General features: G+C 42.1%; 25 protein-coding genes. All 25 read left to right on the top strand.

The annotated features are described in order from the left end of the window. Positions 1-37: 37 nt before the first annotated feature. The 25 genes from rny (at position 38) to fmt (ending at position 24,174) form a co-directional block, all read left to right on the top strand. Positions 38-1,576 carry a ribonuclease Y gene (gene rny, locus SWOL_RS06445; RefSeq protein ID WP_041427860.1) on the top strand — a complete coding sequence of 513 codons (1,539 nt, stop codon included), beginning with the start codon at positions 38-40 and terminating at the stop codon, positions 1,574-1,576. Between the two features lie 133 nt (positions 1,577-1,709). Further along, positions 1,710-1,964, top strand: coding sequence for a hypothetical protein (locus SWOL_RS14895; protein ID WP_041427407.1), 255 nt, complete (start codon positions 1,710-1,712; stop codon positions 1,962-1,964). A gap of 65 nt (positions 1,965-2,029) precedes the next feature. Beyond that, positions 2,030-3,478: a group II intron reverse transcriptase/maturase gene (ltrA, locus tag SWOL_RS06435; protein ID WP_011640454.1), complete on the top strand. Its 1,449-nt coding sequence runs from the start codon at positions 2,030-2,032 to the stop codon at positions 3,476-3,478. A 204-nt stretch (positions 3,479-3,682) separates the two neighbouring features. Then, on the top strand, positions 3,683-4,174 hold the full coding sequence (locus SWOL_RS06430; RefSeq protein WP_011640664.1) for a hypothetical protein: 492 nt from the start codon (positions 3,683-3,685) through the stop codon (positions 4,172-4,174). A 14-nt stretch (positions 4,175-4,188) separates the two neighbouring features. After that, the gene (locus tag SWOL_RS06425) at positions 4,189-4,974 is read left to right on the top strand and encodes a TIGR00282 family metallophosphoesterase (protein WP_011640663.1); all 786 of its coding nucleotides are present in this window, start codon (positions 4,189-4,191) and stop codon (positions 4,972-4,974) included. A 412-nt stretch (positions 4,975-5,386) separates the two neighbouring features. Continuing rightward, a complete protein-coding gene (locus SWOL_RS06420) occupies positions 5,387-5,647 on the top strand; it encodes a stage V sporulation protein S (RefSeq protein ID WP_011640662.1) in 261 nt (86 codons plus the stop codon). A gap of 78 nt (positions 5,648-5,725) precedes the next feature. Next, on the top strand, positions 5,726-6,661 hold the full coding sequence (locus SWOL_RS06415; RefSeq protein ID WP_011640661.1) for a dipeptidase: 936 nt from the start codon (positions 5,726-5,728) through the stop codon (positions 6,659-6,661). Continuing rightward, positions 6,651-7,505: a PHP domain-containing protein gene (locus SWOL_RS06410; RefSeq protein WP_011640660.1), complete on the top strand. Its 855-nt coding sequence runs from the start codon at positions 6,651-6,653 to the stop codon at positions 7,503-7,505. Before SWOL_RS06415 ends, SWOL_RS06410 begins: the two co-directional genes overlap by 11 nt. Positions 7,506-7,605: 100 nt before the next feature. Next, on the top strand, positions 7,606-8,379 hold the full coding sequence (locus SWOL_RS13545; RefSeq protein WP_011640659.1) for a C40 family peptidase: 774 nt from the start codon (positions 7,606-7,608) through the stop codon (positions 8,377-8,379). 46 nt (positions 8,380-8,425) lie between these two features. Beyond that, positions 8,426-8,824 carry a hypothetical protein gene (locus SWOL_RS06400; RefSeq protein ID WP_011640658.1) on the top strand — a complete coding sequence of 133 codons (399 nt, stop codon included), beginning with the start codon at positions 8,426-8,428 and terminating at the stop codon, positions 8,822-8,824. Positions 8,825-9,088: 264 nt separating this feature from the next. Continuing rightward, positions 9,089-9,748, top strand: coding sequence for a hypothetical protein (locus SWOL_RS06395; RefSeq protein WP_011640657.1), 660 nt, complete (start codon positions 9,089-9,091; stop codon positions 9,746-9,748). A 222-nt stretch (positions 9,749-9,970) separates the two neighbouring features. After that, positions 9,971-10,318, top strand: coding sequence for a phasin family protein (locus SWOL_RS06390; RefSeq protein ID WP_011640656.1), 348 nt, complete (start codon positions 9,971-9,973; stop codon positions 10,316-10,318). A gap of 74 nt (positions 10,319-10,392) precedes the next feature. Further along, positions 10,393-10,977, top strand: coding sequence for a hypothetical protein (locus SWOL_RS06385; RefSeq protein WP_155814156.1), 585 nt, complete (start codon positions 10,393-10,395; stop codon positions 10,975-10,977). Between the two features lie 37 nt (positions 10,978-11,014). Continuing rightward, positions 11,015-11,443: a MaoC family dehydratase gene (locus tag SWOL_RS06380; RefSeq protein ID WP_011640654.1), complete on the top strand. Its 429-nt coding sequence runs from the start codon at positions 11,015-11,017 to the stop codon at positions 11,441-11,443. Positions 11,444-11,477: 34 nt separating this feature from the next. Continuing rightward, positions 11,478-12,569 carry an alpha/beta fold hydrolase gene (locus SWOL_RS06375; protein ID WP_011640653.1) on the top strand — a complete coding sequence of 364 codons (1,092 nt, stop codon included), beginning with the start codon at positions 11,478-11,480 and terminating at the stop codon, positions 12,567-12,569. 303 nt (positions 12,570-12,872) lie between these two features. Then, positions 12,873-15,584, top strand: a complete 2,712-nt coding sequence (locus SWOL_RS06370; protein ID WP_011640652.1) for a calcium-translocating P-type ATPase, SERCA-type — start codon at positions 12,873-12,875, stop codon at positions 15,582-15,584. 47 nt (positions 15,585-15,631) lie between these two features. Continuing rightward, the gene (locus SWOL_RS06365) at positions 15,632-16,510 is read left to right on the top strand and encodes a YicC/YloC family endoribonuclease (protein WP_011640651.1); all 879 of its coding nucleotides are present in this window, start codon (positions 15,632-15,634) and stop codon (positions 16,508-16,510) included. Positions 16,511-16,542: 32 nt separating this feature from the next. Then, positions 16,543-16,803, top strand: coding sequence for an extracellular matrix/biofilm regulator RemA (remA, locus tag SWOL_RS06360; protein WP_011640650.1), 261 nt, complete (start codon positions 16,543-16,545; stop codon positions 16,801-16,803). Positions 16,804-16,826: 23 nt separating this feature from the next. Continuing rightward, entirely contained in the window at positions 16,827-17,414 is a 588-nt protein-coding gene (gene gmk, locus SWOL_RS06355; RefSeq protein WP_011640649.1) for a guanylate kinase, read from the top strand. 6 nt (positions 17,415-17,420) lie between these two features. Continuing rightward, complete coding sequence (locus SWOL_RS06350) at positions 17,421-17,636, top strand: DNA-directed RNA polymerase subunit omega (RefSeq protein WP_011640648.1); 216 nt, start codon at positions 17,421-17,423, stop codon at positions 17,634-17,636. 1 nt (position 17,637) lies between these two features. Then, positions 17,638-18,834, top strand: coding sequence for a bifunctional phosphopantothenoylcysteine decarboxylase/phosphopantothenate--cysteine ligase CoaBC (coaBC, locus tag SWOL_RS06345; RefSeq protein ID WP_011640647.1), 1,197 nt, complete (start codon positions 17,638-17,640; stop codon positions 18,832-18,834). Between the two features lie 193 nt (positions 18,835-19,027). Continuing rightward, complete coding sequence (gene metK / locus SWOL_RS06340; protein WP_011640646.1) at positions 19,028-20,218, top strand: methionine adenosyltransferase; 1,191 nt, start codon at positions 19,028-19,030, stop codon at positions 20,216-20,218. A gap of 105 nt (positions 20,219-20,323) precedes the next feature. Then, positions 20,324-22,732 (top strand): replication restart helicase PriA, encoded by a 2,409-nt coding sequence (gene priA / locus SWOL_RS06335; protein ID WP_011640645.1) that lies wholly within the window; start codon positions 20,324-20,326, stop codon positions 22,730-22,732. A gap of 11 nt (positions 22,733-22,743) precedes the next feature. Further along, on the top strand, positions 22,744-23,202 hold the full coding sequence (gene def / locus SWOL_RS06330; RefSeq protein WP_011640644.1) for a peptide deformylase: 459 nt from the start codon (positions 22,744-22,746) through the stop codon (positions 23,200-23,202). 27 nt (positions 23,203-23,229) lie between these two features. Next, positions 23,230-24,174 (top strand): methionyl-tRNA formyltransferase, encoded by a 945-nt coding sequence (gene fmt, locus SWOL_RS06325; RefSeq protein ID WP_011640643.1) that lies wholly within the window; start codon positions 23,230-23,232, stop codon positions 24,172-24,174. The last annotated feature ends 4 nt before the right edge of the window (positions 24,175-24,178 follow it).

The raw sequence follows: 24,178 nt of genomic DNA, 5'->3' as shown, positions 1-24,178 counted from the left end.
TTTGTGAAAAAAATTATACATTAAGGAGGTGATAGAGATAGATCTTACTAGTTTTGTTATAATTACTCTTTCTTTGGCTGTAGGATTGACTGGGGGTTATTACGGGAGACGATTCCTGGCGGAAAGCAGAATACGAACTGCTGAAGAAGAAGTAGCTAAAATGCTGGATGAGGCTGCCAAAGAGGTAGAAGCTAAAAAAAAGGAGATTTTGCTGGAAGCCAAAGATGAGATCCATCGCAACCGGCAGGATGCTGAAAAGGATATCCGTGAACGCCGTCGTGAACTGGATCGAGTTGAGAGACGTATTATACAAAAAGAAGAAATGATTGACAAAAAGACCGAAAACATGGAAAAGAAAGAACAAGTTCTTCTGGAAAAAGAGAAAGAAACGGAAAAAACCCAACAAGATTTGCAGATGGTTTTAAGTCAACAATTAAAGGAATTGGAACGTCTTTCCGGATTAAGTTCTGAAGAAGCCAAAGAATTACTCTTATATAATGTTTCGCAACAGATTAGACAGGAAACTGCTGTATTAATAAGGAACATTGAGAACGAGGCTAAGGAAGAAGCCGACAAGAAAGCCAAGAATATTGTATCACTGGCTATTCAAAAATGTGCCGCTGATGTTGTCTCAGAAAGCACGGTATCAGTGGTTCCTTTGCCTAATGATGAAATGAAAGGTCGCATCATTGGGAGGGAAGGTCGAAATATTCGTACATTTGAGGCCTTATCGGGGGTTGATTTAATAATCGATGATACCCCAGAAGCGGTTATTTTGTCCTCCTTTGACCCGATTAGAAGAGAAGTTGCTCGGGTGGCACTGGGTAATCTGGTCTCTGATGGTAGAATTCACCCAGCCCGTATTGAAGAAATGGTAGAAAAAGCCCGGAAAGAGATAGAGCAGGAGATTCGTGAAGTAGGAGAACAAGCCGCCTTTGAGGTAGGGGTTCATGGTTTGCATCCAGAGTTGATAAAGTTGTTAGGGAGATTAAAATATCGTACCAGCTATGGACAAAACGTTCTTCGTCATTCAGTGGAAGTGGCTCATCTGGCTGGGATTATGGCAGCAGAATTAGAAGTTGATATAATGCTGGCCAAGCGTTCCGGCTTATTGCACGACATTGGCAAGGCTGTTGATCATGAGGTTTCTGGTCCCCATGTGGAAATAGGAGTAGACCTGGCTAAAAAATACCGGGAAAATAAGGATGTTATTCATGGCATAGAGGCTCATCATGGGGATATAGAACCAGAAACGGTGGAAGCAGTTTTAGTACAGGCTGCGGATGCCATTTCTGCATCTCGTCCTGGAGCCAGAAGAGAAACACTGGAGACTTATATTAAACGTTTAGAAAAATTGGAAAATGTAGCTGAATCTTTCTCCGGAGTAGACCGTACTTTTGCTATTCAGGCAGGTAGAGAAATCAGGATAATTGTGAAACCGGAAGAAATTGATGATCTGCATTCGATTAATCTGGCACGCGATATAGCCGCCAAGATTGAACAGGATCTTGATTATCCCGGCCAAATCAAAGTTGTGGTTATCAGGGAGACCAGATCAGTGGAATATGCCAAGTAATTGAGGAGTAGAAGCTACATAACCACAAGTAATTTCTTTCTCCTACTATTTGTCAAAAAAGGGCTTGATACAAGCCCTTTTTTTATTTTGCGTGCGCCCGGCATGGGCGCAGTCTAATGGGTGAAAGTCCCTAGTGCGGGTTGATAGTGCCAAGCACATAGCCAAGGGCAAGGGTGTCCATCGTGAGGTGGAATCCGAAGGAAGCCGGAGGCAAACTTCTGGTCTGACGAACAGAAATCACATCAGGCATCGTAAGCTGGGTAAGGTTGCGCAACAAACTGAAGCCCGAAACTATCCGGAAGCTTACGGTGTAGATGTGGCAGATAGATGGAAGGAAAGACTGCGTTCTTACCCGGGGAGGTCTCACGGACGGGTGGAAACAGAGTAAGAAGCCCGGTTGAAACAAGATTTATCGTGAGAAGTCAGCAGAGGCCATAGTACGGAGGCAGCGCGATGCCGAAGGAAGGGCTGAACCATAGGAGGTGTGGGTCAACGAAAGTTACTGAAAGTGACAACTTAAAACACAGACAACTTCGAGAAGAAGGCTATCTGCAAAGGGTATCTGCGGAACAGAGAGAGTATGCAGAAGCGTGCGCGTCACCGAAGATGACTGAAACCGACAGCACCAACACAAACGAGCAGACGGAAGGATTGCTGGAGCAAATTCTAAGCAGAGATAATCTGAATCGTGCCTACAAGCAGGTAAAGAGAAACAAAGGTGCGGGTGGAATTGACGGAATGCAGGTAGATGAACTTCTACCCTTCCTGAAAGAAAACAAGAACGAACTTGTGCAATCCCTCCGGGACGGCAAATACCGTCCTAAACCCGTACGCAGGGTAGAAATACCCAAAGAGAACGGGAAGACCAGAAAGCTGGGGATACCAACTGTCGTGGACAGGCTAATCCAACAAGCGATTTGCCAAGTCTTGAGCCTAATCTTTGAGAAACAGTTTTCAAACAATAGCTTTGGATTCCGACCGAAAAGGAGTGCACATGATGCACTTAAAAGATGCCAGACCAACATTACAGATGGCTACAGATACGTAGTCGATATGGATTTGGAAAAGTACTTTGACACGGTCAACCAGAGCAAACTCATTCAGATACTATCGGAAACGATAAAAGATGGACGAGTCATTGCGCTGATTCACAAATTCCTGCGAGCGGGAGTTATGGTAGGCGGAATGTTTGAAGACAGCCCCGAAGGAGTGCCGCAAGGCGGACCCCTGAGTCCACTGCTGGGAAACATCATGCTGAATGAATGTGACCATGAACTGGAAAGGCGCGGACACCGCTTTGTACGCTATGCAGATGATATGATGATTTTCTGCAAAAGCAAGAAAGCGGCCAATCGTACGCTAAACCACATCCTCCCATACATCGAAGAGAAATTATTCTTGAGGGTGAATCGGGATAAAACACAGGTAGCACACGTGAACAAGGTCAAATTTCTGGGTTATGGTTTCTACATCCATAAAGGAGAAGGGAGGCTCAGGATACATCCCAAGAGCGTCCAAAAATTTAAGGAAAAAATCCGGGAAGTCACAGGACGTAGTAACGGGATGGGGATTGAGTCAAGGAAAATCCGATTGAACCAAGTGGTTCGAGGATGGATGAATTACTTCAAACTGGTAGATGCAAAGAACCTCATACAGGGATTGGATGAGTGGATAAGAAGTCGCATTCGGATGGTTACATGGAAACGATGGAAGAAAGTCCGTACACGTTCTGAAAATCTCAAACACCTGGGAATTAAGGAAGAACGGGCATGGATGTGGGCGAATACAAGAAAAGGCTACTGGCGTACCGCCCATAGTCCAATCTTATTAATAGCCCTATCCAACGAGAGGTTCAAACGTGCCGGATACCTCAGTTTGATGGAATGCTACTCTGCGAAGTAGTGTGTAAACTTTGGAACCGCCGTATACCGAACGGTACGTACGGTGGTGTGGGAGGTCGGCTACTCAATTAATGGGTAGCCTCCTACCCGATTTATATTTTGCTTAATGGAACGGCTGCTATATTTTACAAGTCCCGAATTAAAGGACTTTTCTATTTCCCTGAAGAAATGGTTTACAATTCGAAATTTAAGGAGAAGATGGGTAATGGACAGAGATTTGGGACTGGATGTATTTTTGACAGTATCACTAAATCATCCAGAAATTAATGCAGTTAAATACCTGGCGGATAAAGAACAAATAATATTGGAAGTGGCTCTTAATACAGCAATCGAACCTATGAAGCGGAAATCTTTTCTAAAAAAGACCCGGGATTGTCTGGATTTGTTTCACCAGCTTGCCGGCCAGAAGCCCGATCTGATGAAAGTTGAATTGATTGATAAATCAGAAATATCCTTTTTGCGCTTTTACCGGGATGTGGGAACCTTGTCTCAGGATGAGATAAGCCTGTTAATCTTGATTTTGCGAGAGGAATTTGCTAATTTATTGGTAAAGGATAATAATGATATTGTAGCTAAAGATGCTTTTAAGAGAAAATTGAAAAGAACTCTCATGCAAAAATTAAACCGGAATAGCTCCAACTCTACTGATTTCCTGGCCTATCGCAAGGAAGGCCGGGTATTTGTATTTAACCGTTAGATGGAGGTTATTTTTTGAATATACTTGTTATTGGCGATATCGTTGGCCGGCCTGGGAGAAAAGCTATCCGTGAATTATTACCCCAAATCCAAAAAGATTATAAAATTGTATTTACCATAGCCAATGCTGAAAATGCAGCCGGTGGACGGGGACTGAGCCGTGAGGTAATGAAAGAGTTGCTTTCCCATAATATTGATGTTTTAACCATGGGCAACCATGTTTGGGATAACAAAGAAATCCTTAATTTCATTGATGATGAACACCGCCTGATACGACCAGCCAACTATCCTCCGTATTGCCCCGGACAGGGCTACCATATATATTCCGCCGCATTTAATCAAAAGATTGCTGTGGTTAATGCTTCGGGGAGAGTTTTTCTGCCATCTCTGGATTGTCCTTTTCGGGTTGTAGATGAGATAGTTTCCGAGATACAGAAAGAATCAGACTTAATTATTATAGATTTTCATGCGGAAGCCACCAGCGAAAAACTGGCGTTTGCTCATTTTTTTGATGGAAGAGTTGCTGCCGTTCTGGGCACTCACACTCATGTTCAAACCGCTGATGAAAAGGTATTGCCCGGGGGGACAGCTTATATCACCGATCTTGGTATGACCGGACCAGTCGATTCTATACTGGGTATGCAAAAAGAACAGGTTATAGAAAAAATAATTTATCAGCGACCAGTACGACTGGAGGTGGCTAAGGGAGCTTGCCAGCTTCAAGCTGTAGTTTTAAACTTCGATGAAGCCAGTTGCAAGTGTATCAGCATAAACCGCATTTCTCAAGAATTACCGGCCTAGAGTACCGGCCATAAAACCATTTCATTTTTACTTCTTAAATTCTACAAAAAACCCTCAGTGCCTGCCTTCGCTTTTTTTACCTGTAGTTTCGTTGGATAAAGCTTGGCCTTCCAGCAGTTAAGCCTATTGCTTAAGTAGGTTGTAATGGTATCTCTTTTTACTAAACAAAGATTGACTCCACTGCAAAAACCCCTTTTTGTTGCATAAGGTTTGCCCATGCGAAGACTACGAGAGGTATATTTGTACAAGCCAATGAATATTAATAACTTTTTGCAGTAGAATCAAGATTATTTATGAAAATAAATCCAAAACATTTATGGAAAAAAGAAGGAATTACCAGATTGATTCAGAATATAGATAAATATAAAGAGCAATTTATCTGTTTTTATATTTTTTGAAGGGGGTTATATTAGTGGAGGTATTAAAAGTCTCAGCTAAATCCAGTCCTAATTCAGTTGCAGGAGCCCTGGCAGGAGTTTTACGAGAAAAAGGAGCTGCTGAAATACAAGCTATAGGTGCAGGAGCCATTAATCAGGCAGTGAAGGCCATAGCAATTGCTCGTGGATTTGTTGCTCCTAGTGGCATGGATCTAATTTGTATCCCTGCTTTTACCGATATAAAAATTGATGGAGAGGAAAGAACAGCAATAAAACTGATTATCGAGCCTAGATGATTTGATTAAATTACTTGCATCTTAAGTATATGACCTGCCATTAAGGCAGGTTATTTCTATAGAAGGGAGGATTTATTAATGTTGCAGATTATAGATTTACATTGTGATACTATTTCGGAAATTACTGCGAGCAATGAAGCATTGTTAAGCAATGGGCGACATTTTGACCTGTTGCGGGCAAAAGAAGCCGGTATCTGCTTACAAGTATTTGCCTTGTTCAGTTCCAGTCGAGAAGCAGATAGCTCATTAAGAGAGATTTTAATACAAATAGATAAATTCTATCAGGAGCTTGAGCAGAATTCCAGTCATGTTTTTCAGATATTGGGGTCCAATGATCTGCAAAGGGTTGATCAAACTGACAAAATAGCATGTCTCTTACATCTTGAAGGTGCTGAAGCAGTAGGGAATGACCTGGCAATATTTCGGCAATTATGTCGTATGGGCTTGCGTAGTATAGGCCTGACCTGGAATTATTCCAATCAACTGGCCGGGGGCATTGCTGAAGGAGGAAATGCCGGGGGATTGACTTGTCAAGGGAAAAGAATTCTTAAGGAAATGGAACAGAGCGGAATTTTGTTGGATCTCTCCCATATATCTGAAGAGGCATTTTTTGAGGCTTTGGAATGCTACAATAAGCCCGCCATGGTAACCCACGCCAATGCTCGGGCCGTATGTAATCATCCTAGAAATTTAAGTGATAAACAATTGAAACTGCTGGCGGAAAACGGTGGCATAATAGGCCTTAATCAAGTTGCCCATTTCATAAAAGCGGGGAAAGCTACCCTGGAGGACTTTTTAAATCATGCAGTTTATATTTCCGACTTGATAGGAGTAAAACACCTAGCCCTGGGTTCTGACTTTGATGGAACAGATAGTTTGGTTTTACCTGGGGTCGAAGCTTATGCTACACTGGAACAAAGCCTATATAAAAGGGGGTTTCTCCCGCAAGAAGTGGAAATGATTTTCCAACAAAATGCTTTAAGAGTAATGAAGGGGGTTTTAAATGCTTTATGATTTACACACTCATACCAGCGCTTCAGATGGTCTTTTAAGTCCGGGTGAAGTAATTAGCCAGGCCAAGGATATAGGATTGCCAGGACTGGCTATAACCGATCATGATACTGTAGATGGTTTGGAAGAAGCCCGCCGTTTTATTGAAGAGAATAATCTGGCTTTGGATTTCATCCCAGGAATAGAAATGAATACAGAATTAGCGGAAAAAGAAATCCATATCCTGGGCTACTTTATCGATTATCATAACCGTCTGCTGCTGAAGCGTTTACAGGAAATTAAAAAAGCCCGCTTGGAAAGAGCCCGCAAGATGATAATGCGCCTTTCTAATATGGGATTTAATATTAGTTTTGAACAGGTCGAAAGAATAGCCCAGGGTAATTTAATTGCCAGGCCACATATTGCCCAGGTATTGAGGGAGAATGATTATGTATCTTCTATCAAAGAAGCTTTCGATAAATATATTGGTAAAGGACGACCCGCTTATGTTAATCGTTATAAATTTCTCCCTGCTGAAGCCATTGAACTAATAAAAGGGGCTGGAGGTATAGCTGTACTTGCTCATCCGGGTCTAATCAGAGATGATAGTTTTGTTGATACTATTATTAGCCTGGGTATTGAAGGTATTGAAGTATTTTATCCAGAACACAATCATGGGCAGATTATAAAGTATAGCCAATTGAGTCAGAAAAAACGACTGCTTATTACCGGGGGGTCTGATTTTCATGGATATAATCAAGACGAAAACCGGGGCAGATTAGGTTCTTGTGGTGTTAACCCGGAAATAATGCGAAATATTTTCTACTATCAGCAAACAAAAACAAAAAACAAGCAAGAAGAACATTAGTTTGGGAGGATTTCCCCTACCACTGTAGAAAAGAAAGATGTGGGAAACTTTTCTGGGGAAAGGTAGGGGAATAATGAGAAGGATTTGGGTCATTTTTTTTATGCTTCCAATATTTTTACTTTTTAATGGGACAAACTTGGAAGCCAGTGAAGCTGTTTACATAGTTAAATCCGGTGATAGCTTGTGGAAGATTTCCTCGCAACAAGGTATTAGTATTAAGGAGATAAAGGAATTAAACAATTTAACTTCTGATTCTCTTAAGATTGGACAAAAACTATTACTTAAAGGAAGCAGTGGAGTCCAGACCGGAGATATATTAGGGCAGGAAATTTATACAGTAAAAGCGGGAGATAGTTTAGAACTTATTGCTCAGGAATTTGGTATGACTGTTGCGCGACTTAAGGAATTGAACAATTTGACCAGTGATGTACTAAACACAGGACATCAACTTAGAGTAGAGAATCGCTCTTTAATTAATCCGTCCCGAGCGGGTTTTCCTCTCGATGGCAGGTTTATTATTGAAAAAGCGGCACAATATTTAGGAACAGCATATCGCTATGGGGGAGAAGGACCGGCCGGATTTGATTGTTCCGGTTTTGTGAGATATATTTTTTCTAATTTTGGTTATAATTTGCCCCATAATGCAGCTGCTCAGTATAATTGCGCTTCCGAGTTTGATGGCAGTGAAATGATGATCGGCGACCTGGTTTTTTTCGCTTGTGGTGGTAAGGGAATTGATCATGTGGGGATTTATTCAGGTGATAATAAATTTATCCATTCCAGTTCTCCCCGAAGCGGTGGGGTTATTTATTCTTCATTAACCGAAGGTTATTATGCAGGTAAATATGTTGGTGCTCGCCGGATACTTCGTTAAAAAACGGTAAAAATAGGTGCAAGGTGGTTTTTCAGGAGGTAAATCGATGGAGGAAAATATTTTTGATAGTTTTGGCATTCCCCCTACGGTATTTGGAACTAAAGAATGGCAGGATATAGAAAAAAAAGAAAATACTCTGGGAGCAGATATGCTGCTAGCAGAAATTATTGAAAAGAGGATTTGGTCCAATGAAGAAATTCTTTGGGTCATGAAGAGGTTAATCTTCTTTTATGGTAAAAAGGATAAGCTGTTAAAAAAGGCCCCGGTTGAACGATTATTTATGAATATGGTTGATATACTTAGAGCGTTTTATGTTATTCTAGATATAAGCAATCCTGAACTAGATGATAATATGCGGAGTTATATCTCTGCCAAGCTGGCCGATGCCACCTGGGGAATAAATCTACGAACCCGTGAATACTTAGAAAAGTTAAAAGACAATTGAATTATATGCAGGGCATAGTCAATGGTGCAGGATAGTCGCCAAAGAACATTTCGCCTGAGACAGGGTCAAAGTTATTGCTATCCTGAACTCTCAGCCCTTAAGGGTAAAAATATTAATAGATTTGTATTCTTGCAAAAGGATTTTTGGCAATTCATAACACTATAACACTCTTAATTTTTAAATTATACCTGGATCCTTATAGCAGTAATATGACTCAGAATTAATAGTATATTTGCCCCTAATAATATTTTCAGGGAGGACGAAATGCCATCCAGTAGGGAGGAAATCATCCGGCGAATCATTGGGCTTGAGAACAGGATTTCGCGATGTTTTCGTTGTAAATCCTTGATTAAATGCACTGGAAGACCCTCATTGGGCAAGGGCGAATTGGAACCCGAGCTAATGCTGGTGTTTGAATCAGAGAATAAGCTAACCCACGACTCGAAAAAACTAATCGAACTAAGAAGGTTTATCCAAAACGAGTTTAAGCTAACAGATATTTACCATAGCTTCCTGGTTAGGTGCCACCCCAAGGCATGCATCTTGCGAAAAAGTATTGAGGCATATACTGATTATCAACCCCTTTCTGAACGCTATATAGATAATTACAATATATGCTTGTTGAAACAAGAGCCTTGTAGCGGTATATTAGTAAGACCAGGTTATGAAGAGATACTATTTTGTTTGCCTTTTTTGCTGGAAGAAATCTATATACTACATCCCCGATATATTATTCTTTTTGGGCAAAGAACCGCAGAATTTGTATTAAGATCGTTTGGTATTTTTGGTGATATTGCCAACAACCAACAATTCGAGAAAGATGACATGGCTTTTATCTTTGTTAATTACCCCCAGGAAGATTTTACCCTCCAAGACCTAAAAACATTAAAGAGAATCTTTCATAAAGCTTCATCCAATTACTAATTTTTTTCTTAATCCAATTTACCCCAATAATTATTCCCCTCTATTCGAAAACACTAATTTATGTTAGAATTAAAATCAGGAAATAGAGGACATCTTACCCAATTTAGCATACCTTAATTGATAGGGCCTTCATTTGGTGATGGTTAAGGAGGTGGTAAGAACTAACTTGTCTATAAAATGATTCTTTGAATCGAGAGGCATTTTGAGAGGAGGAAGTTATAAATGGCAAGTAAAGAAAGCCTGAAGAAAGCATTTGTTATTAGCGAAAGTTCTGCGGAAAAACTTTGGGATATGTGGTTGGTAACTTTGGGGAGCATGTCCTGGACTCAGGAACAAATTGAAAATATGATAAGAAAGTATCTGGATCAAAGAAAAGTGGCCAGAGAAGAAACTACCAAATTGGTTGAGGAATTGATGAATCAGGCTAAAAAGAACAATCAACAAATGCAAAAGATGATGCAAGAAGCCGTAAACGCTACCATGGAGAATGTTGATTTCCCAAGTTTTACTTATTTTGAGGAGTTGAATAAAAAGGTTGAAGACCTTTCCAAAAAGGTTGAAAACCTTTAATATCATAATTATTTGATAAATAGCGGTTATGGTATTTTTGCCATAACCGCATTATATCTTAGCCAAGAATCCAGGTGAAAGGAGCAGAGGATTATATGTCCCAGGAAAGTGATAAAGTAAAAAATGATATTCAAATCCCGGATCTGGCTGAATTGTGGAAAGAAATGTATTTTGCTACTGAAGGCGATTGGGCCAATACCATGAAGAGTTTTATTAGCACGGAAACATTTGTTGCCATGTTGGACAAGACTCTGGAACAATATCTGGCTATGTCCAAAATCAGTCGACAGCAGATGGACAAGTTTTCAGAAAAAGGGATTGTTCCTAATAAAAAAGATATTGCCCGGGTGGCTGAACTGGTTATTTCACTGGAAGAAAAAATAGATATGATGGAATTCCAGTTCTTTGATAATTTTAATAAGATGACAGATAGTGTTATTAAAATGGTAGATTTTCAGAATCATTTCAAACAGGAATTGTCTTCATTAAAGACCGAGTTGCAAGAGATAAACCGTAATATTGAGAGTCTTAAACCTGCTCACAAAAACGAGCAGAGCGAGCAAATTGAACCGGCAGCAGAAGCACCCAAAAGGAAAAAGGGAGGCAGAAAAAAAGCCGTAGAAAAAACCACTTTACCGGATAGTATTAATGGTAGTTAAGTAGCATAGTCTTGATAAGGGGGAGGGGTTTTGCCGGATGATTGAACATATATATGATGAATTAAACATCGGAGACATGGACTATGTAGAGAAAACCATCACCGAAACTGATGTATACCAGTATGCCGGGATTACGGGCGATTTCAGTTGGTTGCATGTAAATGAGGTGCGCTCTCGCCAGGGACATTTTAAGAAGCGGGTTGTTCATGGTATGTTGCTGGTAGGTTTGATATCCAACGTAATTGGCAATCGCATGCCAGGAGCTGGAACCATTTATGAAACTCAGGACATCCGCTTTCTAAAACCTTGTTTCATTAATGACACTATCCGGGCTCAGACCGAAGTAATTGAAAAACTACCCCGGGGAAGGGTTAAGCTAAGAACCTCCTGTTTTAATCAATTTGGTGAATTGATTCTGGATGGAGTTGCTGTAGCCATACCACCCCGAGACCACATAATAAAATAAGCGGAAGCGAATTCAGTTAAGGAGAAGAGGAAGAATGAAAAAACCTTTTTTACACAGTGAATCCGCAGCAGATGTTGGAATGGAAATACAACAGAGCTATGACCGTTTACTGGAGACCACTCGAAAGTGGATAGATATACTGCATTTTGACCCTCTTCTTGAGACCGGCCTTACTCCCAGGGATATTGTATGGCGAAAGAATAAGAGCCGTCTTTATCGATATGTCAACCATAAGGGATACAAACATCGAACTCCTATATTAATGCTCTATGCCCTTATTAATAAGGCATATATACTTGATTTAAGACCAGGTATGAGTCTGGTTGAATACCTAGTTGACCAGGGTTTTGATGTTTATCTCTTGGACTGGGGAGAATTTGATTGGGAAGACCGGGATTTAAGCTTTAGCCAGCTAATCGTTGATTATATATCCCGGGCCGTATATAAGGTTTGCCAGTATTCTAATGTAAACGAGTTAAGCATTCTAGGTTATTGCATGGGTGGCACTATGGCTACTATGTATGCATCATTGTATCCCCAGCCTCGGATTAAGAACATGATTTATGTAGCGGCCCCCATTGATTTTGAAGATGCCGGCTTATCCAGTATATGGTTGAAAGCATCTGTTTTTGATGTGGACAAAGTTACTGATACATTTTCCCTTATTCCCAAGGAATTTGTTGACCTGGGGCTTAAGATGTTAAATCCCGTTAATAACTTTGTGGCCACTTATACCCGTCTTTGGAAAGCTATAGACGAAGGTGTTTCCATCGAAGCCTGGAAAGCTTTAAATAAATGGGTGGATGATAATATTAATTTCCCTGGTAAGGCTTATCGGGAGTGGGTTAAATACCTTTATCAGGAAAATGCCCTGGTGAAAGACGAATTCATAATTAACGGTCGCAAAGTGGTTCTATCCAATATAGATGCTGCTTTGTTGGTTCTTACCGGTAAAACCGATCATATCGTATTGCCGCAGCAGAGCACTCCCATACTTGAGCTTAGCTCTTCCCAGGACAAGACTAACTTACAGTACCCGGTGGGTCATGGGGGACTGGTATTTGGAAGCCGGGCCAGGAATGAGGTATATCCTACCATTGCGGAATGGCTGGCCCAGCGCTCTTAAGTTGGTGCCAGGCACTTAAGTTGTTAACTTATTAAGCATGTTATAGTAAAAAAGTGAGCAGTATGGGGTTATTGTTCGTCGGTCGTCATACATCAGAAGGGGGAGGGGGTTATTTCCTACCTCTGCTTATTATATAACAAGCGCATATTACTCACTTTTCATCGGTGGTTTTGGCCCCCGGTCATGGGGGGTTAATAAGAAATATTTTAAATTTAGAGGATAGTCTTTAGGGTCTGTCCTTTGTTCTTTTATAGGCCTTTATTGAATATGAATTTGTCAAAATGATTCAATGGAGGCTAAATTATGACAAATAATACCTGGCACAGTACAGGCCTGGATGAAATTTTGCTCTCCCTTAATAGCAAGCAGGAAGAGGGATTAAGTCTTACTGAAGTAAGAAAACGCCAAAGTATATATTCCAATTCCCTGGAAGATGATAAAAGGCTTAGTCCTTTGATTATATTTATAAATCAATTTACCGATACCATGGTATTGGTTCTTTTAGGGGCTACAGTTATATCAGGCCTTATTGGAGCCATGGCTGATGCCATTACCATTATGGCTATAGTGGTAATAAATGCGACCCTGGGTTTTATCCAGGAGTACCGGGCAGAACGATCCCTGGAGGAAATAAAAAAACTGGCTTCACCTCATGCTATAGTTTTGCGGGAAGGAAGGCGAGTCAAGCTGCCGGCTTCTGAACTGGTACCGGGTGATATTGTTTTTTTAGAAACGGGAGATAAAGTACCTGCTGATCTTCGTTTGTTGGAAAGTTTCAGTCTGGAAATAGATGAAGCGATTTTAACTGGAGAATCCTTTCCGGTTAAGAAGAATGCCCTTATCACTATCCCCGATCGCACACCCCTGGCCGAAAGAATAAATATGGCTTTTATGGGAACCGTTATAACTCGAGGACGGGCAAGGGCAGTGATAGTCACAACCGGTATGAATACAGAAGTAGGTCAAATAGCAAAAATGATGAAAGAAACGGAAAGACCATTAACACCCTTGCAGGTGAGGCTGGACCAGTTGGGGAAAATCCTCATTGTTATTTGCCTGGTGGTTTGTACTTTAGTTAGTCTTTTGGGCATCTATCGCGGTGAAAATATTATGGTTATGCTTATGGCAGGAATAAGTCTGGCCGTTGCTGCTATTCCTGAAGGCCTTCCGGCAATTGTAACGGTGGTATTGGCTTTGGGAGTACAAAAAATGGCCCGAAGAAATGCCATTATAAGGAAACTACCAGCAGTTGAGACCCTGGGATGTACCACGGTGATTTGCTCCGATAAGACTGGCACTTTGACCCAGAATCAGATGACCGTGGGAAGATTGGCTACTATCGATACAACAATGGGGATAACAGGAAATGGCTATGAACCTCGAGGAAGCTTCCAGCAAGAAGCTAATGAGATTAACCCCCTTTCTGCCATAAACATTCGCCTAATAATGGAGGTGGCTTTAAACTGCAATAATGCTATACTGGAAAAGCGCAAAGATAGTTATCAGATTCAAGGCGATCCCACCGAAGCTTCGTTGCTGGTTATGGCGCAAAAAGCAGGTATGACCAGGTTATATAAGCGTCAAAGAGAAATTCCCTTTGATTCCGCTAGAAAAAAGATGAGTATAGTAGTGGAAGCAGATGGAGAATACCTGGTTTTTTGCAAGGGTGCCCTGGAAGTCCTTATACCCTCTTGTAAGCAAATAATCAAACAGGATCAAACTCAGCCTCTGCGGGAAGAACACAAAGAGTACTTTTATTTTTTGCAGGAACAATGGGCGGGAGAAGCCTTAAGGATTCTAGGTTTTGCTGCCAAGAAAATAAAACCTGCCGATATAAATTTGCCGGATGATGCTTTGGAGTCCGGCTTGACTTTATTGGGAATCTGTGGAATGAGTGACCCGCCACGCCGCGGGGTAGAAAAATCAGTCGCAGCCTGTTTAAATGCTGGAATAACACCGATAATGATTACCGGGGATCACCCGGTTACTGCCCTGGCTATTGCCAAAAAGATAGGTATTAGCGAGGGCAATGAGGTTCTTACCGGAAGTGATTTAGAACAATTGACTGACCAGGATTTATACCGAAAATCGCTAACAACCAGGGTTTTTGCCCGAGTTGCTCCAGAACACAAAAACCGTATCGTAGAAGTTTTAAAGAAAAATAAAGAAGTTGTAGCTATGACCGGTGATGGGGTAAATGATGCACCTGCTTTGAAATCTGCCGATATAGGGATTGCTATGGGTATGAGCGGAACAGAGGTTAGCCGGGAAGCATCATCGATGACTTTGGCCGATGATGATTTTTCTACTATTGTGGCCGCGATTTATGAAGGCCGGGCCATTTATGACAACATCAGAAAATTCATTCGTTATCTTTTAGGTTGTAATATTGGTGAGGTACTGGTTATGTTTTTGGCCTCACTATTGGGCATGCCTTTGCCCTTAATTCCTATACAGATCCTCTGGGTAAATTTAGTAACTGACGGCTTGCCCGCTATGGCTTTAGGGCTTGAACCACCGGAACCAGGGATAATGAATCGTAAGCCCCGCCCTTCAAGTGAGGGGATATTTGCCCGCCGTTTGGGGTGGATGGTTCTTTCTCGCGGTTTTTATATTAGTATGGTTACTCTCCTGGTTTTTATAATCGCTATCCTGTATGCTCGTCTTAATGGAATAGATCCCTTACCACTTTCCCGCAGTATGGCTTTTACCACCCTGGTCGCAGCACAGCTGTTTTATGTTTTTGAATGCCGCTCGGAGAAATACACTGCCTTTGAACTGGGATTCTTCCGCAACAAGTTTTTGCTTATTGCTGTTTTTTGTTCCATATGCATGCATTTGATGGTGCTTTACCTGCCCTGTATGCAGGGAATCTTTTATTCGGTGGGTCTTAATTACTGGCAATGGGCTTTAATTCTTATCTTAACGGGGTGGAAATTTATCTCCAAATTAATTCTGTATTTATGGAAAAGAGTTTTTGCTTTCAAATGGGATTATGCTAAAATTAAAGCTTAGCAGAATATATTTGCGGCTTTTGTGGCCCTGGGAAAGGTGAATTTAAAATGATAAAAAGTATGACTGGTTTTGGACATAGCCAGGTTAGTAAAGAGGGCTACAAGGTTAGCCTGGAGATTAAATCGGTAAATCATCGTTTTCTTGACCCACATATAAGAATCCCCCGGCGCTATACTTTGTTGGAAGACCGTATTCGGGAGGAACTTAAAAAATTTGTTAACCGGGGACGACTGGAAGTCAACATAAATATTGAGAAAATTGATGAATCACTGCGTGATATCAAGCTTGACAAAGATTTGGCGATAGCTTATTATTACTATTTGAAGGAATTAGCAGAAAAACTAAATATTTCGCAAGAAATTAGAGTTATTGACATTTTCCGCTTACCTGAAGTATTTTCTTTGGAAGAGAAAGAAGAGAATTGGGAAAACCTGTGGGCGGTCCTAAACGAAGCCATAACAGTAGCTATGGAAGGACTACTGCTTATGCGTATTAATGAAGGACAAAACCTGGCCCATGATATTATGAAAAGAAACCAGTTTATTCTATCCCTGGTGGAAAAGCTAGAAAGCAGATCTCCGATCATTGCCGAAGAGAATATGGAGAGGCTTAGAAAGCGCATAAGCGAACTTGTATCCCAGCAAATTATTGATGAAAACAGGATTTTACAAGAAGCCGCCATTTTTGCTGATAAATCCAGCATAACTGAGGAAATTGTCAGGCTCAAAAGCCATACCGGCTATCTTTCCGATCTCTTGAAAAGTGACGATCCCATCGGTAGAAAAGCAGATTTTTTGGTTCAGGAGATGTTCCGGGAAATCAATACCATTGCTTCCAAAGCTAATGACCTGGAGATGAGCCAGATGGCAGTCGAAGTTAAAGCCGAACTAGAAAAAATAAGAGAACAGATGCAAAATATTGAATAACGGGAGGTGGATCCGGTTTATCCGGTATAGTTATGGATATTAAATTGGTAAACATAGGTTTTGGAAATATTGTGGCTGCTAATAGGATAGTAGCTATAGTAAGCCCCGAATCAGCCCCGATAAAAAGAATTATTCAGGAAGCAAGAGAAAAAGGCATTCTGATTGATGCTACCTACGGACGCAGAACCAGAGCAGTTATTATAGCAGACAGTGCACATGTTATATTATCTGCAGTTCAACCAGAAACTGTCGCCAATCGCCTTTCCTCCAAGGATGTGAATGAAGAGTCTTAAGCTTGCTGGAAGTGTAATTTGTTATGAATAGAAAAGGCATTTTATTTGTAATATCAGGTCCTTCAGGGGTGGGAAAGGGAACTCTTAAAAAGGCTTTACTGGACCAAACCAAGGACCTGAATCTATCCATATCGGCCACTACTCGCCCGGCAAGGCTTGGAGAAGTTCATGGGCAGCATTATTTTTTTGTGGATCAGGCCAAATTCCGGGAAATGATAGAGCAGGATGCCTTTCTGGAGTGGGCTCAGGTATATTCCAATCTATATGGAACTCCACGGGGATTTGTATTAAATCATCTGCAACAGGGTCGAGATGTTCTCCTGGAGATTGATATTCAGGGAGCTCTTCAGGTTAAGGAAAAGATGCCTTCAGGAGTTTTTATATTTATATACCCACCCAACCTGGAAGAACTAGCTTTTCGCCTGGTATCCCGGGGACAAGATTCCCAGGACAGCATAGAAGCGCGTCTGGCTGCCTGTGAGAACGAATTAAAGCATATCGATTATTATGATTATCTTGTGGTTAATGACAAAATTGACCGTGCTCTCCAAAAGATAACTGCGATTATTATTGCTGAGAGATGTAAAATAAAAAATTTGAATATGAGGTGATAATGGGTGATTCCGTCTTCCACCAGAGAATTACTCAACATAGCTGATAGTAAATATGCAGTGGTAGTTGCGGTTGCCAAAAGGGCCAGAACCCTTTCCGAGAAGTATAAAGAGGATGAAAACTACCGGCTTTCAACCATGGTAACCCGAGCTTTGGATGAGGTCGTGAATGGTAAAGTAATAATTGAGCCATCAAAAGAAGATGGTTCTCGGGAGGTGTAAAATGGCAAAGACAGTTGGACTTGGGATTACTGGTGGTATTGCGGTGTACAAGCTGGCGGAACTGGTAAGCCTGCTTAAGAAAGAAAATATCGATGTTATCGTGATGATGACCGAAGCAGCCACCAAATTTGTAACCCCCTTAACTTTTAAGACCCTGTCGGGGCGTGAAGTAATTACCAGCCTGTGGCAGGATAGCCAGGAATGGAAAGTACAGCATATTGGAGTAGCGGAGGAATTGGATTTATTGGTGATTGCTCCGGCAACAGCCAACTTTATAGCCAAAATGGCGCATGGTCTGGCCGATGATCTGCTTTCAACTGTCGTTTTGGCCAACACTGCTCCTGTATTGGTGGTTCCTGCCATGAATAGCAATATGTTTATCAACCCTGTGGTACAGGATAATATTAAAAAATTACAAAGCTATGGCTTATCTATAATGCAACCGGGGACCGGACAATTAGCCTGTGGTACCAGCGGCCCGGGAAGGCTCCCCTCAGCCCAGGAGATACTTGCCGAAATCAATCAAATCTTGTTTCCTCAAAAAGATTTGTTGGGGAAACGTTTGATGGTTAATGCCGGTACAACCTGTGAGGATATCGACCCGGTTAGGTTTATTTCAAATAGGGGCACTGGGAAAATGGGGTATTGTATAGCCCAGGAAGCAGTATCCAGGGGAGCTGAAGTCATTCTCGTAAGCGGAAGGACTCATCTGGAACCCCCGACTGGAGTTGAGATGGTTTCAGTCTGGGGAGCGGAGGAGATGTGTGCAGCGATGCTTAAATACCAGGCAAGATGTGATATAATTATTGGCGCTGCAGCGGTAGGCGACTTTAGAATTGCTCAAGTGGCCGGCCAAAAACTTAAGAAAACAGAACAGAGCTCCCAAAAAATGGTGTTGGAGCTGATAGGAACCCCGGATATCTTGAAGGAACTAGGCAAGAATAAGCCGGAACATCAGATTATGGTAGGATTCGCGGCGGAAACAGAAAATGTGTTGGAAAATGCTCGTAAAAAATTGGAGAGCAAGAAGCTGGATTTTATTGTGGCCAATGATGTTACTATGGAGGGGGCCGGATTTGCTACAGATACTAATATAGTAACTATCATAAATAAAGATGGTCAGGTTTCTCCCTTGCCCAAAATGAGTAAAGAGGAAGTGGCTGGGGCCATACTGGATGAAGTGCTTAAATTACTTTAGAATACCCCATGGCCGGGGGTCGCAACCAACGATGAAAAGTGAGCTGAGTTAGCACTTGAGTAGTATGTTGTAACAGGTAATAGCCCTTTTAATCTCTGGCGTTTGCGAGAAATCCGTCATCCGTCTCCCGACGTCTGACGCCTGACGCCTGACGACTTTTCTTATTAATACTGGACTTAAGGAGATGATTAGTTTGGCAAGAACACTATTTACTTCGGAGTCGGTTACCGAAGGGCATCCGGATAAAGTGGCAGACCAGATTTCCGATGCAATACTAGATGCTATTATGGAGCTTGATCCTTATGGACGGGTTGCGGCTGAGACCATAGTTACAACCGGCCTGGTGTTGGTGGCTGGTGAGATTACCACCAATTGTTATGTGGATATCCCGCGTCTGGTCCGCAGCACTATTGAGGACATCGGCTATACTCGGGCTAAGTATGGTTTCGATGCGGAGACCTGTGCCGTATTAACCTCTCTTGATGAGCAGTCCGGCGATATTGCCCTGGGCGTTGATCGAGCTTTCGAAGCTAAAAAAGGAGAAATGGATGATAAAGAATTAGATGCTATCGGGGCTGGAGACCAGGGGATGATGTTCGGCTATGCCAGTAATGAAACCGCCGTTCTAATGCCCATGCCTATCTACCTAGCCAGCAAAATGGCCGAACGCCTGGGTGAAGTGCGCAAAGAAGGGATTATTCCCTATTTAAGACCAGACGGTAAAACCCAGGTTACGGTGGAATATGAAGACTATAAACCACTAAGGGTTACAACTGTAGTGGTCTCGGCGCAACACCATCCCGAAGTATCCAGTGCTACTATCGAAAAAGATATAATTGAACATGTTATCAAGGCGGTTATACCGCCCGAAATGATAGATGCCCATACAATATTTTATGTTAATCCTACCGGGCGCTTTGTTATCGGAGGTCCCCAGGGCGATAGCGGCTTAACCGGAAGAAAGATAATTGTGGATACATATGGAGGCATGGCCCGGCATGGTGGCGGTGCTTTTTCCGGAAAGGATCCGACCAAAGTTGACCGTTCCGCTTCATATATGTTGAGGTATGTTGCCAAAAACATTGTTGCTGCGGGGCTGGCAGAGCGTTGTGAAATCCAAGTTGCCTATGCTATTGGGGTAGCCAACCCCCTATCCATAAATGTAAATACCTTTGGAACAGGAAAGATAAGTGATGATAAGATAATAGAATTGATAAAGAAGAATTTTGATTTGCGCCCCGCTGCCATAATCAGGGACCTGGATTTAAGAAGACCCATTTACCGGAAAACGGCAGCTTATGGTCATTTTGGCCGGGAAGATGCTGAGTTCACCTGGGAGAGAACGGACAAAGCAGATACTCTAAGGGAGCAGGCCGGTTTGTAAGAGTAACATCATCCTTAAATGGAAATCTCATAAACAATGAAGAAGATTTAAGGCGGGCCATCCCGCCTTAATTTGATATGAACTGCTTTAAAGGAGAGCTTTAATTTGCTCGGAGTAAGAGTCTTGATTAACCTCCCGGCAATGAGCCTGGACCACACTTATACCTATATAGTTCCCCCAGCATTGAAGGAAGAAATAGCTGTGGGGAAAAGAGTACTGGTTGAGCTGGGGAACAGAAAAGTGGAAGCTTTCGTCAGCGAAATCCTGGATGAGGGGGAAATTGACGGCAATGCTATTGCTGCCATAAAACCAGTGCTAAAGGTGCTTGACCGGGAACCGCTCTTTGACCATAATCTTTTTATTCTGGCTGAGTGGATGGCAGATACTTATCTTTGCCCGTTAAGCCTGGTCTTGAAGTTGATGACCCCCCGCCTGTTGCGCAAAAAAAAGGCCGTAAAGGTAACTCCGGCATTAAAGCGGGAAGAAATAGAGCTTTGGAGGTCCCGCTTGATAGCCCAAAGAGAAAATGATTTCCTGGATTTATTATTGCAGCGGGGAGAATTGACCCTTTATGAAGCCAAAAAGTTTTTAAATAACCAGGAGATTAAAGCCCTGGTAGATGAGAATTTAATTTATCTCTCGGGTAATTATTCCTCTCAGCGAGTAGAAAAAAGTGGCTATGTTTATGTCTTGAAGAATTTTGATTTGGCTCGGGATTTGCCTGCACTGGAGAAAGCAGCCCCCCGGCAGGCGGAAGCTATTCGGATAATTGCTAAAGAGCAAGAAGTAGATTGTATTCTTCTGGAGCAATTAATCCCGGCTCGCAGTGTTAAATCCTTGCTGGAAAAGGGTTATATTGAACGGCAAAAAAAGAAGGTTATTGTGAGCGACAAAAAACTGCAGCTAAACCGGGAGCAGGAGGCCGCCTTTAGGAGTATAGAAAAATCCTTGATAAAAGCCGACAGGGAAGAATTCCTCCTTTTTGGAGTAACCGGAAGTGGCAAGACAGAAATTTATATTCGCAGTGTGGAAAAGGTTATTGAGCAGGGAAGAAAAGCTATAGTACTGGTTCCAGAGATAGCCCTGACCCGGCACTTACTGGCGGACTTTTCTTCTCGTATCGAAAATATGGCCGTCATGCATAGTGCTATGCCCGATGGAGAAAGACATGATGAATGGAGAAGAATTCGCCAGGGCGAGGTTGATTTGGTTTTAGGAACCAGATCAGCTATTTTTGCCCCCCTGGACCAACTGGGTCTCATTATTATTGATGAAGAACAGGAAAGCAGCTATAAACAAGAGGAAACCCCCAAATACCATGCTCGTGATGTGGCCAGGAAACGGGCGGAATTGGACGGGGCTGTATTATTAATAGGTAGTGCTACCCCCTCCCTGGATACACTTTACCGGGCTGTAAAGGGAGATATGAAATTGCTCACCTTGAAACAGAGAATTGCTCAGGCTAAAATGCCCATAATACAGGTGGAGAATATGAAGAAGGTGGCTTCTTCCCACAAAAGCCGGGTGCTATCACCGTTACTGTTGGAGAAGCTTTCTACTACCCTGCAGCGAGGAGAGCAAAGCATCCTATTTATAAACCGCCGGGGTTATTCGCCCTTAAGCCTGTGCAGGAGTTGTGGCAATATCTTATCCTGTCCGTCATGTTCAGTAGGCATGACTTACCACCAGGATATGGGGAAAAACCTGTGTCACTACTGCAATTACCAGGCTAACCCGCCAAGCAGCTGTCCCATTTGTGGAAGCCGCCACATGAGCCACATGGGACTGGGAACGCAAAGAGTTGAAGAAGAATGCCGACAGCTATTCCCATCTGCCCATATTCAACGTCTGGATTTAGATAGTAGCAAGAAGGCCGGATTCCAGGAAAGCATACTGGAAAGAATGGAAAGAAAAGAAATTGACATTCTAATTGGAACTCAGATGGTGGCTAAAGGCTTGAATTTTCCCAGTGTATCTCTGGTAGGGATAGTAGATGCTGATAGCATGCTGAATTTGCCTGATTTTCGCGCTGCGGAAAGGTGTATACAACTTTTGTTACAGGCAGCAGGCCGCTCTGGTCGCAGCCATTTGCCTGGAGAAGTGATAATTCAGACTTTTAATCCTGCTAATCCCTTGTTTTCAATGATTCAGAAGCAGGACTACCTGGCATTTTTTTATCAGGAAATTAAACAACGGCGTTTATTGAATTATCCCCCCTTTACCCAGCTTTTAAGGATAGTCTGTTCCGCTCAAAGCCTGGATATGGCCAGGATGGTGGCAGAAAGCTTAAGCCGGGAAATCAATGATATAATTGATGCCAAAGAGGATGATATTGAAATATTAGGACCTGCCCCCTGCCCATTGCTAAAAATCCGCAACAGGTATCGTTGGCAATTAACCCTGAAATGCGAGAATATGTTATTATTGAAGAGCATTGCACGTTATATAATAGAGTATAAGGAATTTAAAAATGTACGAGTAGAGTGGGATTTGAATCCAGTCATGACTATGTAAGGAGGATGGCAATGTCGGTTTACCAGGTTATTACCGTACCTAATGATATATTACGGGGTAAAGCCTTACCGGTAAAAGAGATAAATGCTGGGGTCTTGAGGGTTTTGGATAACATGCGTGATACTATGTATGCCGCTGATGGAGTAGGCCTTGCTGCGCCGCAGATAGGGATACCCAAGCGTATGATTGTAGTGGATATAGGAGAAAATTTACTTGAACTTATCAACCCGGAGATTTTAAAACAAGAGGGTAATCAACTAGGCTCTGAAGGCTGTTTAAGTGTACCCGGGATTGTAGGAAGAGTAAACCGGGCTAAAAAGGTACTAGTCAAAGGACTGGATAGGAACGGACAGGAGCTTAATTTTGCAGCAGTAGATTTGCTGGCCAAGGTATTGCAGCATGAAATTGACCATCTTGAAGGTATCTTGTTTATTGATAAAGCTATTGAAACTAGAATAGAAAAACTGTAATATGCTTAGAAATCAGGTGATACTATTATGAGAATTGTTTTCATGGGTACCTCCCATTTTGCCATACCCTCTTTAAAAGCCTTAATTGCCTCCGAACATGAGATAGCCGGAGTGGTTAGCCAACCGGATAAACAACGGGGGAGAGGCCGTAAAGTTACTCCTACTCCGGTGAAGGAAATAGCCGAGCAATATAAGCTGGAGTTGTTGCAGACAGCTAATATTAAAACCCCTGAATCCATTAAACGAATAAAGCAATGGAAACCGGAATTAATTATAGTAGTTTCCTACGGTCAGATTATTCCTTTGTCTATTCTGGAGTATCCCCGTCATGGTTGTATAAATGTACATGCCTCTCTCTTACCCCGTTATCGGGGAGCAGCACCAGTGCAAAGGGCCTTGATGGATGGAATAAAGAGCAGTGGTATTACTATTATGTTTATGGATGAGGGTTTGGATACCGGGGATATTATTATGCAGGAAGCAATAGCGGTAGATGACAACATCAATCATGGAGAACTGGAAAAAATCCTGGCTGACATGGGAGCTGATTTGCTGTTGCAGGTGGTGGATCGTCTGGTACAAGGGGAAAAACTGCCACGGGTGGTTCAGGACGATAGCCAGGCCAGTTATGCCGCTCGTATCAGCAAAGAAGATGAAATAATTAACTGGTCTGAACCAGCTTACGCCATTCATAACCGGATAAGAGCATTAAATCCACAACCCGGGGCATATTCTTACATTAATGGAACAAAAGTAAAAATATTTGCCAGTAAAGTGAGAAGTGAAGCAGGAAGCGGGGTGATTGCTGAAGTTATTGAGGTTGATAAAAATACTTTCCAGGTGCAAACTGGCGAGGGTATTTTAGAAGTATTGGAGATTCAAAAAGCAGGCAAAAAGAGAATGCCTACTTCCGAATTTTTAAAAGGTTTTACACTGCACCCCGGGGTCTTATTGGGATCGAAGGAGGGGTAGGGCG

This window comes from Syntrophomonas wolfei subsp. wolfei str. Goettingen G311, from assembly GCF_000014725.1.
Lineage (GTDB): Bacteria > Bacillota > Syntrophomonadia > Syntrophomonadales > Syntrophomonadaceae > Syntrophomonas > Syntrophomonas wolfei.
Note: the sequence above shows the minus strand (reverse complement) of the source record. Positions and strands in the feature narration are given on the sequence as shown.

What these genes read in the sequence shown, in the direction of transcription:
- ltrA (WP_011640454.1), top strand. Translation starts at nt 2,030, where the DNA reads ATGCCGAAGGAAGGGCTGAACCATAGGAGGTGTGGGTCAACGAAAGTT.
- SWOL_RS06430 (WP_011640664.1), top strand. Translation starts at nt 3,683, where the DNA reads ATGGACAGAGATTTGGGACTGGATGTATTTTTGACAGTATCACTAAAT.
- SWOL_RS06415 (WP_011640661.1), top strand. Translation starts at nt 5,726, where the DNA reads ATGTTGCAGATTATAGATTTACATTGTGATACTATTTCGGAAATTACT.
- SWOL_RS06410 (WP_011640660.1), top strand. Translation starts at nt 6,651, where the DNA reads ATGCTTTATGATTTACACACTCATACCAGCGCTTCAGATGGTCTTTTA.
- SWOL_RS13545 (WP_011640659.1), top strand. Translation starts at nt 7,606, where the DNA reads ATGCTTCCAATATTTTTACTTTTTAATGGGACAAACTTGGAAGCCAGT.
- SWOL_RS06400 (WP_011640658.1), top strand. Translation starts at nt 8,426, where the DNA reads ATGGAGGAAAATATTTTTGATAGTTTTGGCATTCCCCCTACGGTATTT.
- SWOL_RS06395 (WP_011640657.1), top strand. Translation starts at nt 9,089, where the DNA reads ATGCCATCCAGTAGGGAGGAAATCATCCGGCGAATCATTGGGCTTGAG.
- SWOL_RS06390 (WP_011640656.1), top strand. Translation starts at nt 9,971, where the DNA reads ATGGCAAGTAAAGAAAGCCTGAAGAAAGCATTTGTTATTAGCGAAAGT.
- SWOL_RS06380 (WP_011640654.1), top strand. Translation starts at nt 11,015, where the DNA reads ATGATTGAACATATATATGATGAATTAAACATCGGAGACATGGACTAT.
- SWOL_RS06375 (WP_011640653.1), top strand. Translation starts at nt 11,478, where the DNA reads ATGAAAAAACCTTTTTTACACAGTGAATCCGCAGCAGATGTTGGAATG.
- SWOL_RS06370 (WP_011640652.1), top strand. Translation starts at nt 12,873, where the DNA reads ATGACAAATAATACCTGGCACAGTACAGGCCTGGATGAAATTTTGCTC.
- SWOL_RS06365 (WP_011640651.1), top strand. Translation starts at nt 15,632, where the DNA reads ATGATAAAAAGTATGACTGGTTTTGGACATAGCCAGGTTAGTAAAGAG.
- remA (WP_011640650.1), top strand. Translation starts at nt 16,543, where the DNA reads ATGGATATTAAATTGGTAAACATAGGTTTTGGAAATATTGTGGCTGCT.
- gmk (WP_011640649.1), top strand. Translation starts at nt 16,827, where the DNA reads ATGAATAGAAAAGGCATTTTATTTGTAATATCAGGTCCTTCAGGGGTG.
- coaBC (WP_011640647.1), top strand. Translation starts at nt 17,638, where the DNA reads ATGGCAAAGACAGTTGGACTTGGGATTACTGGTGGTATTGCGGTGTAC.
- def (WP_011640644.1), top strand. Translation starts at nt 22,744, where the DNA reads ATGTCGGTTTACCAGGTTATTACCGTACCTAATGATATATTACGGGGT.
- fmt (WP_011640643.1), top strand. Translation starts at nt 23,230, where the DNA reads ATGAGAATTGTTTTCATGGGTACCTCCCATTTTGCCATACCCTCTTTA.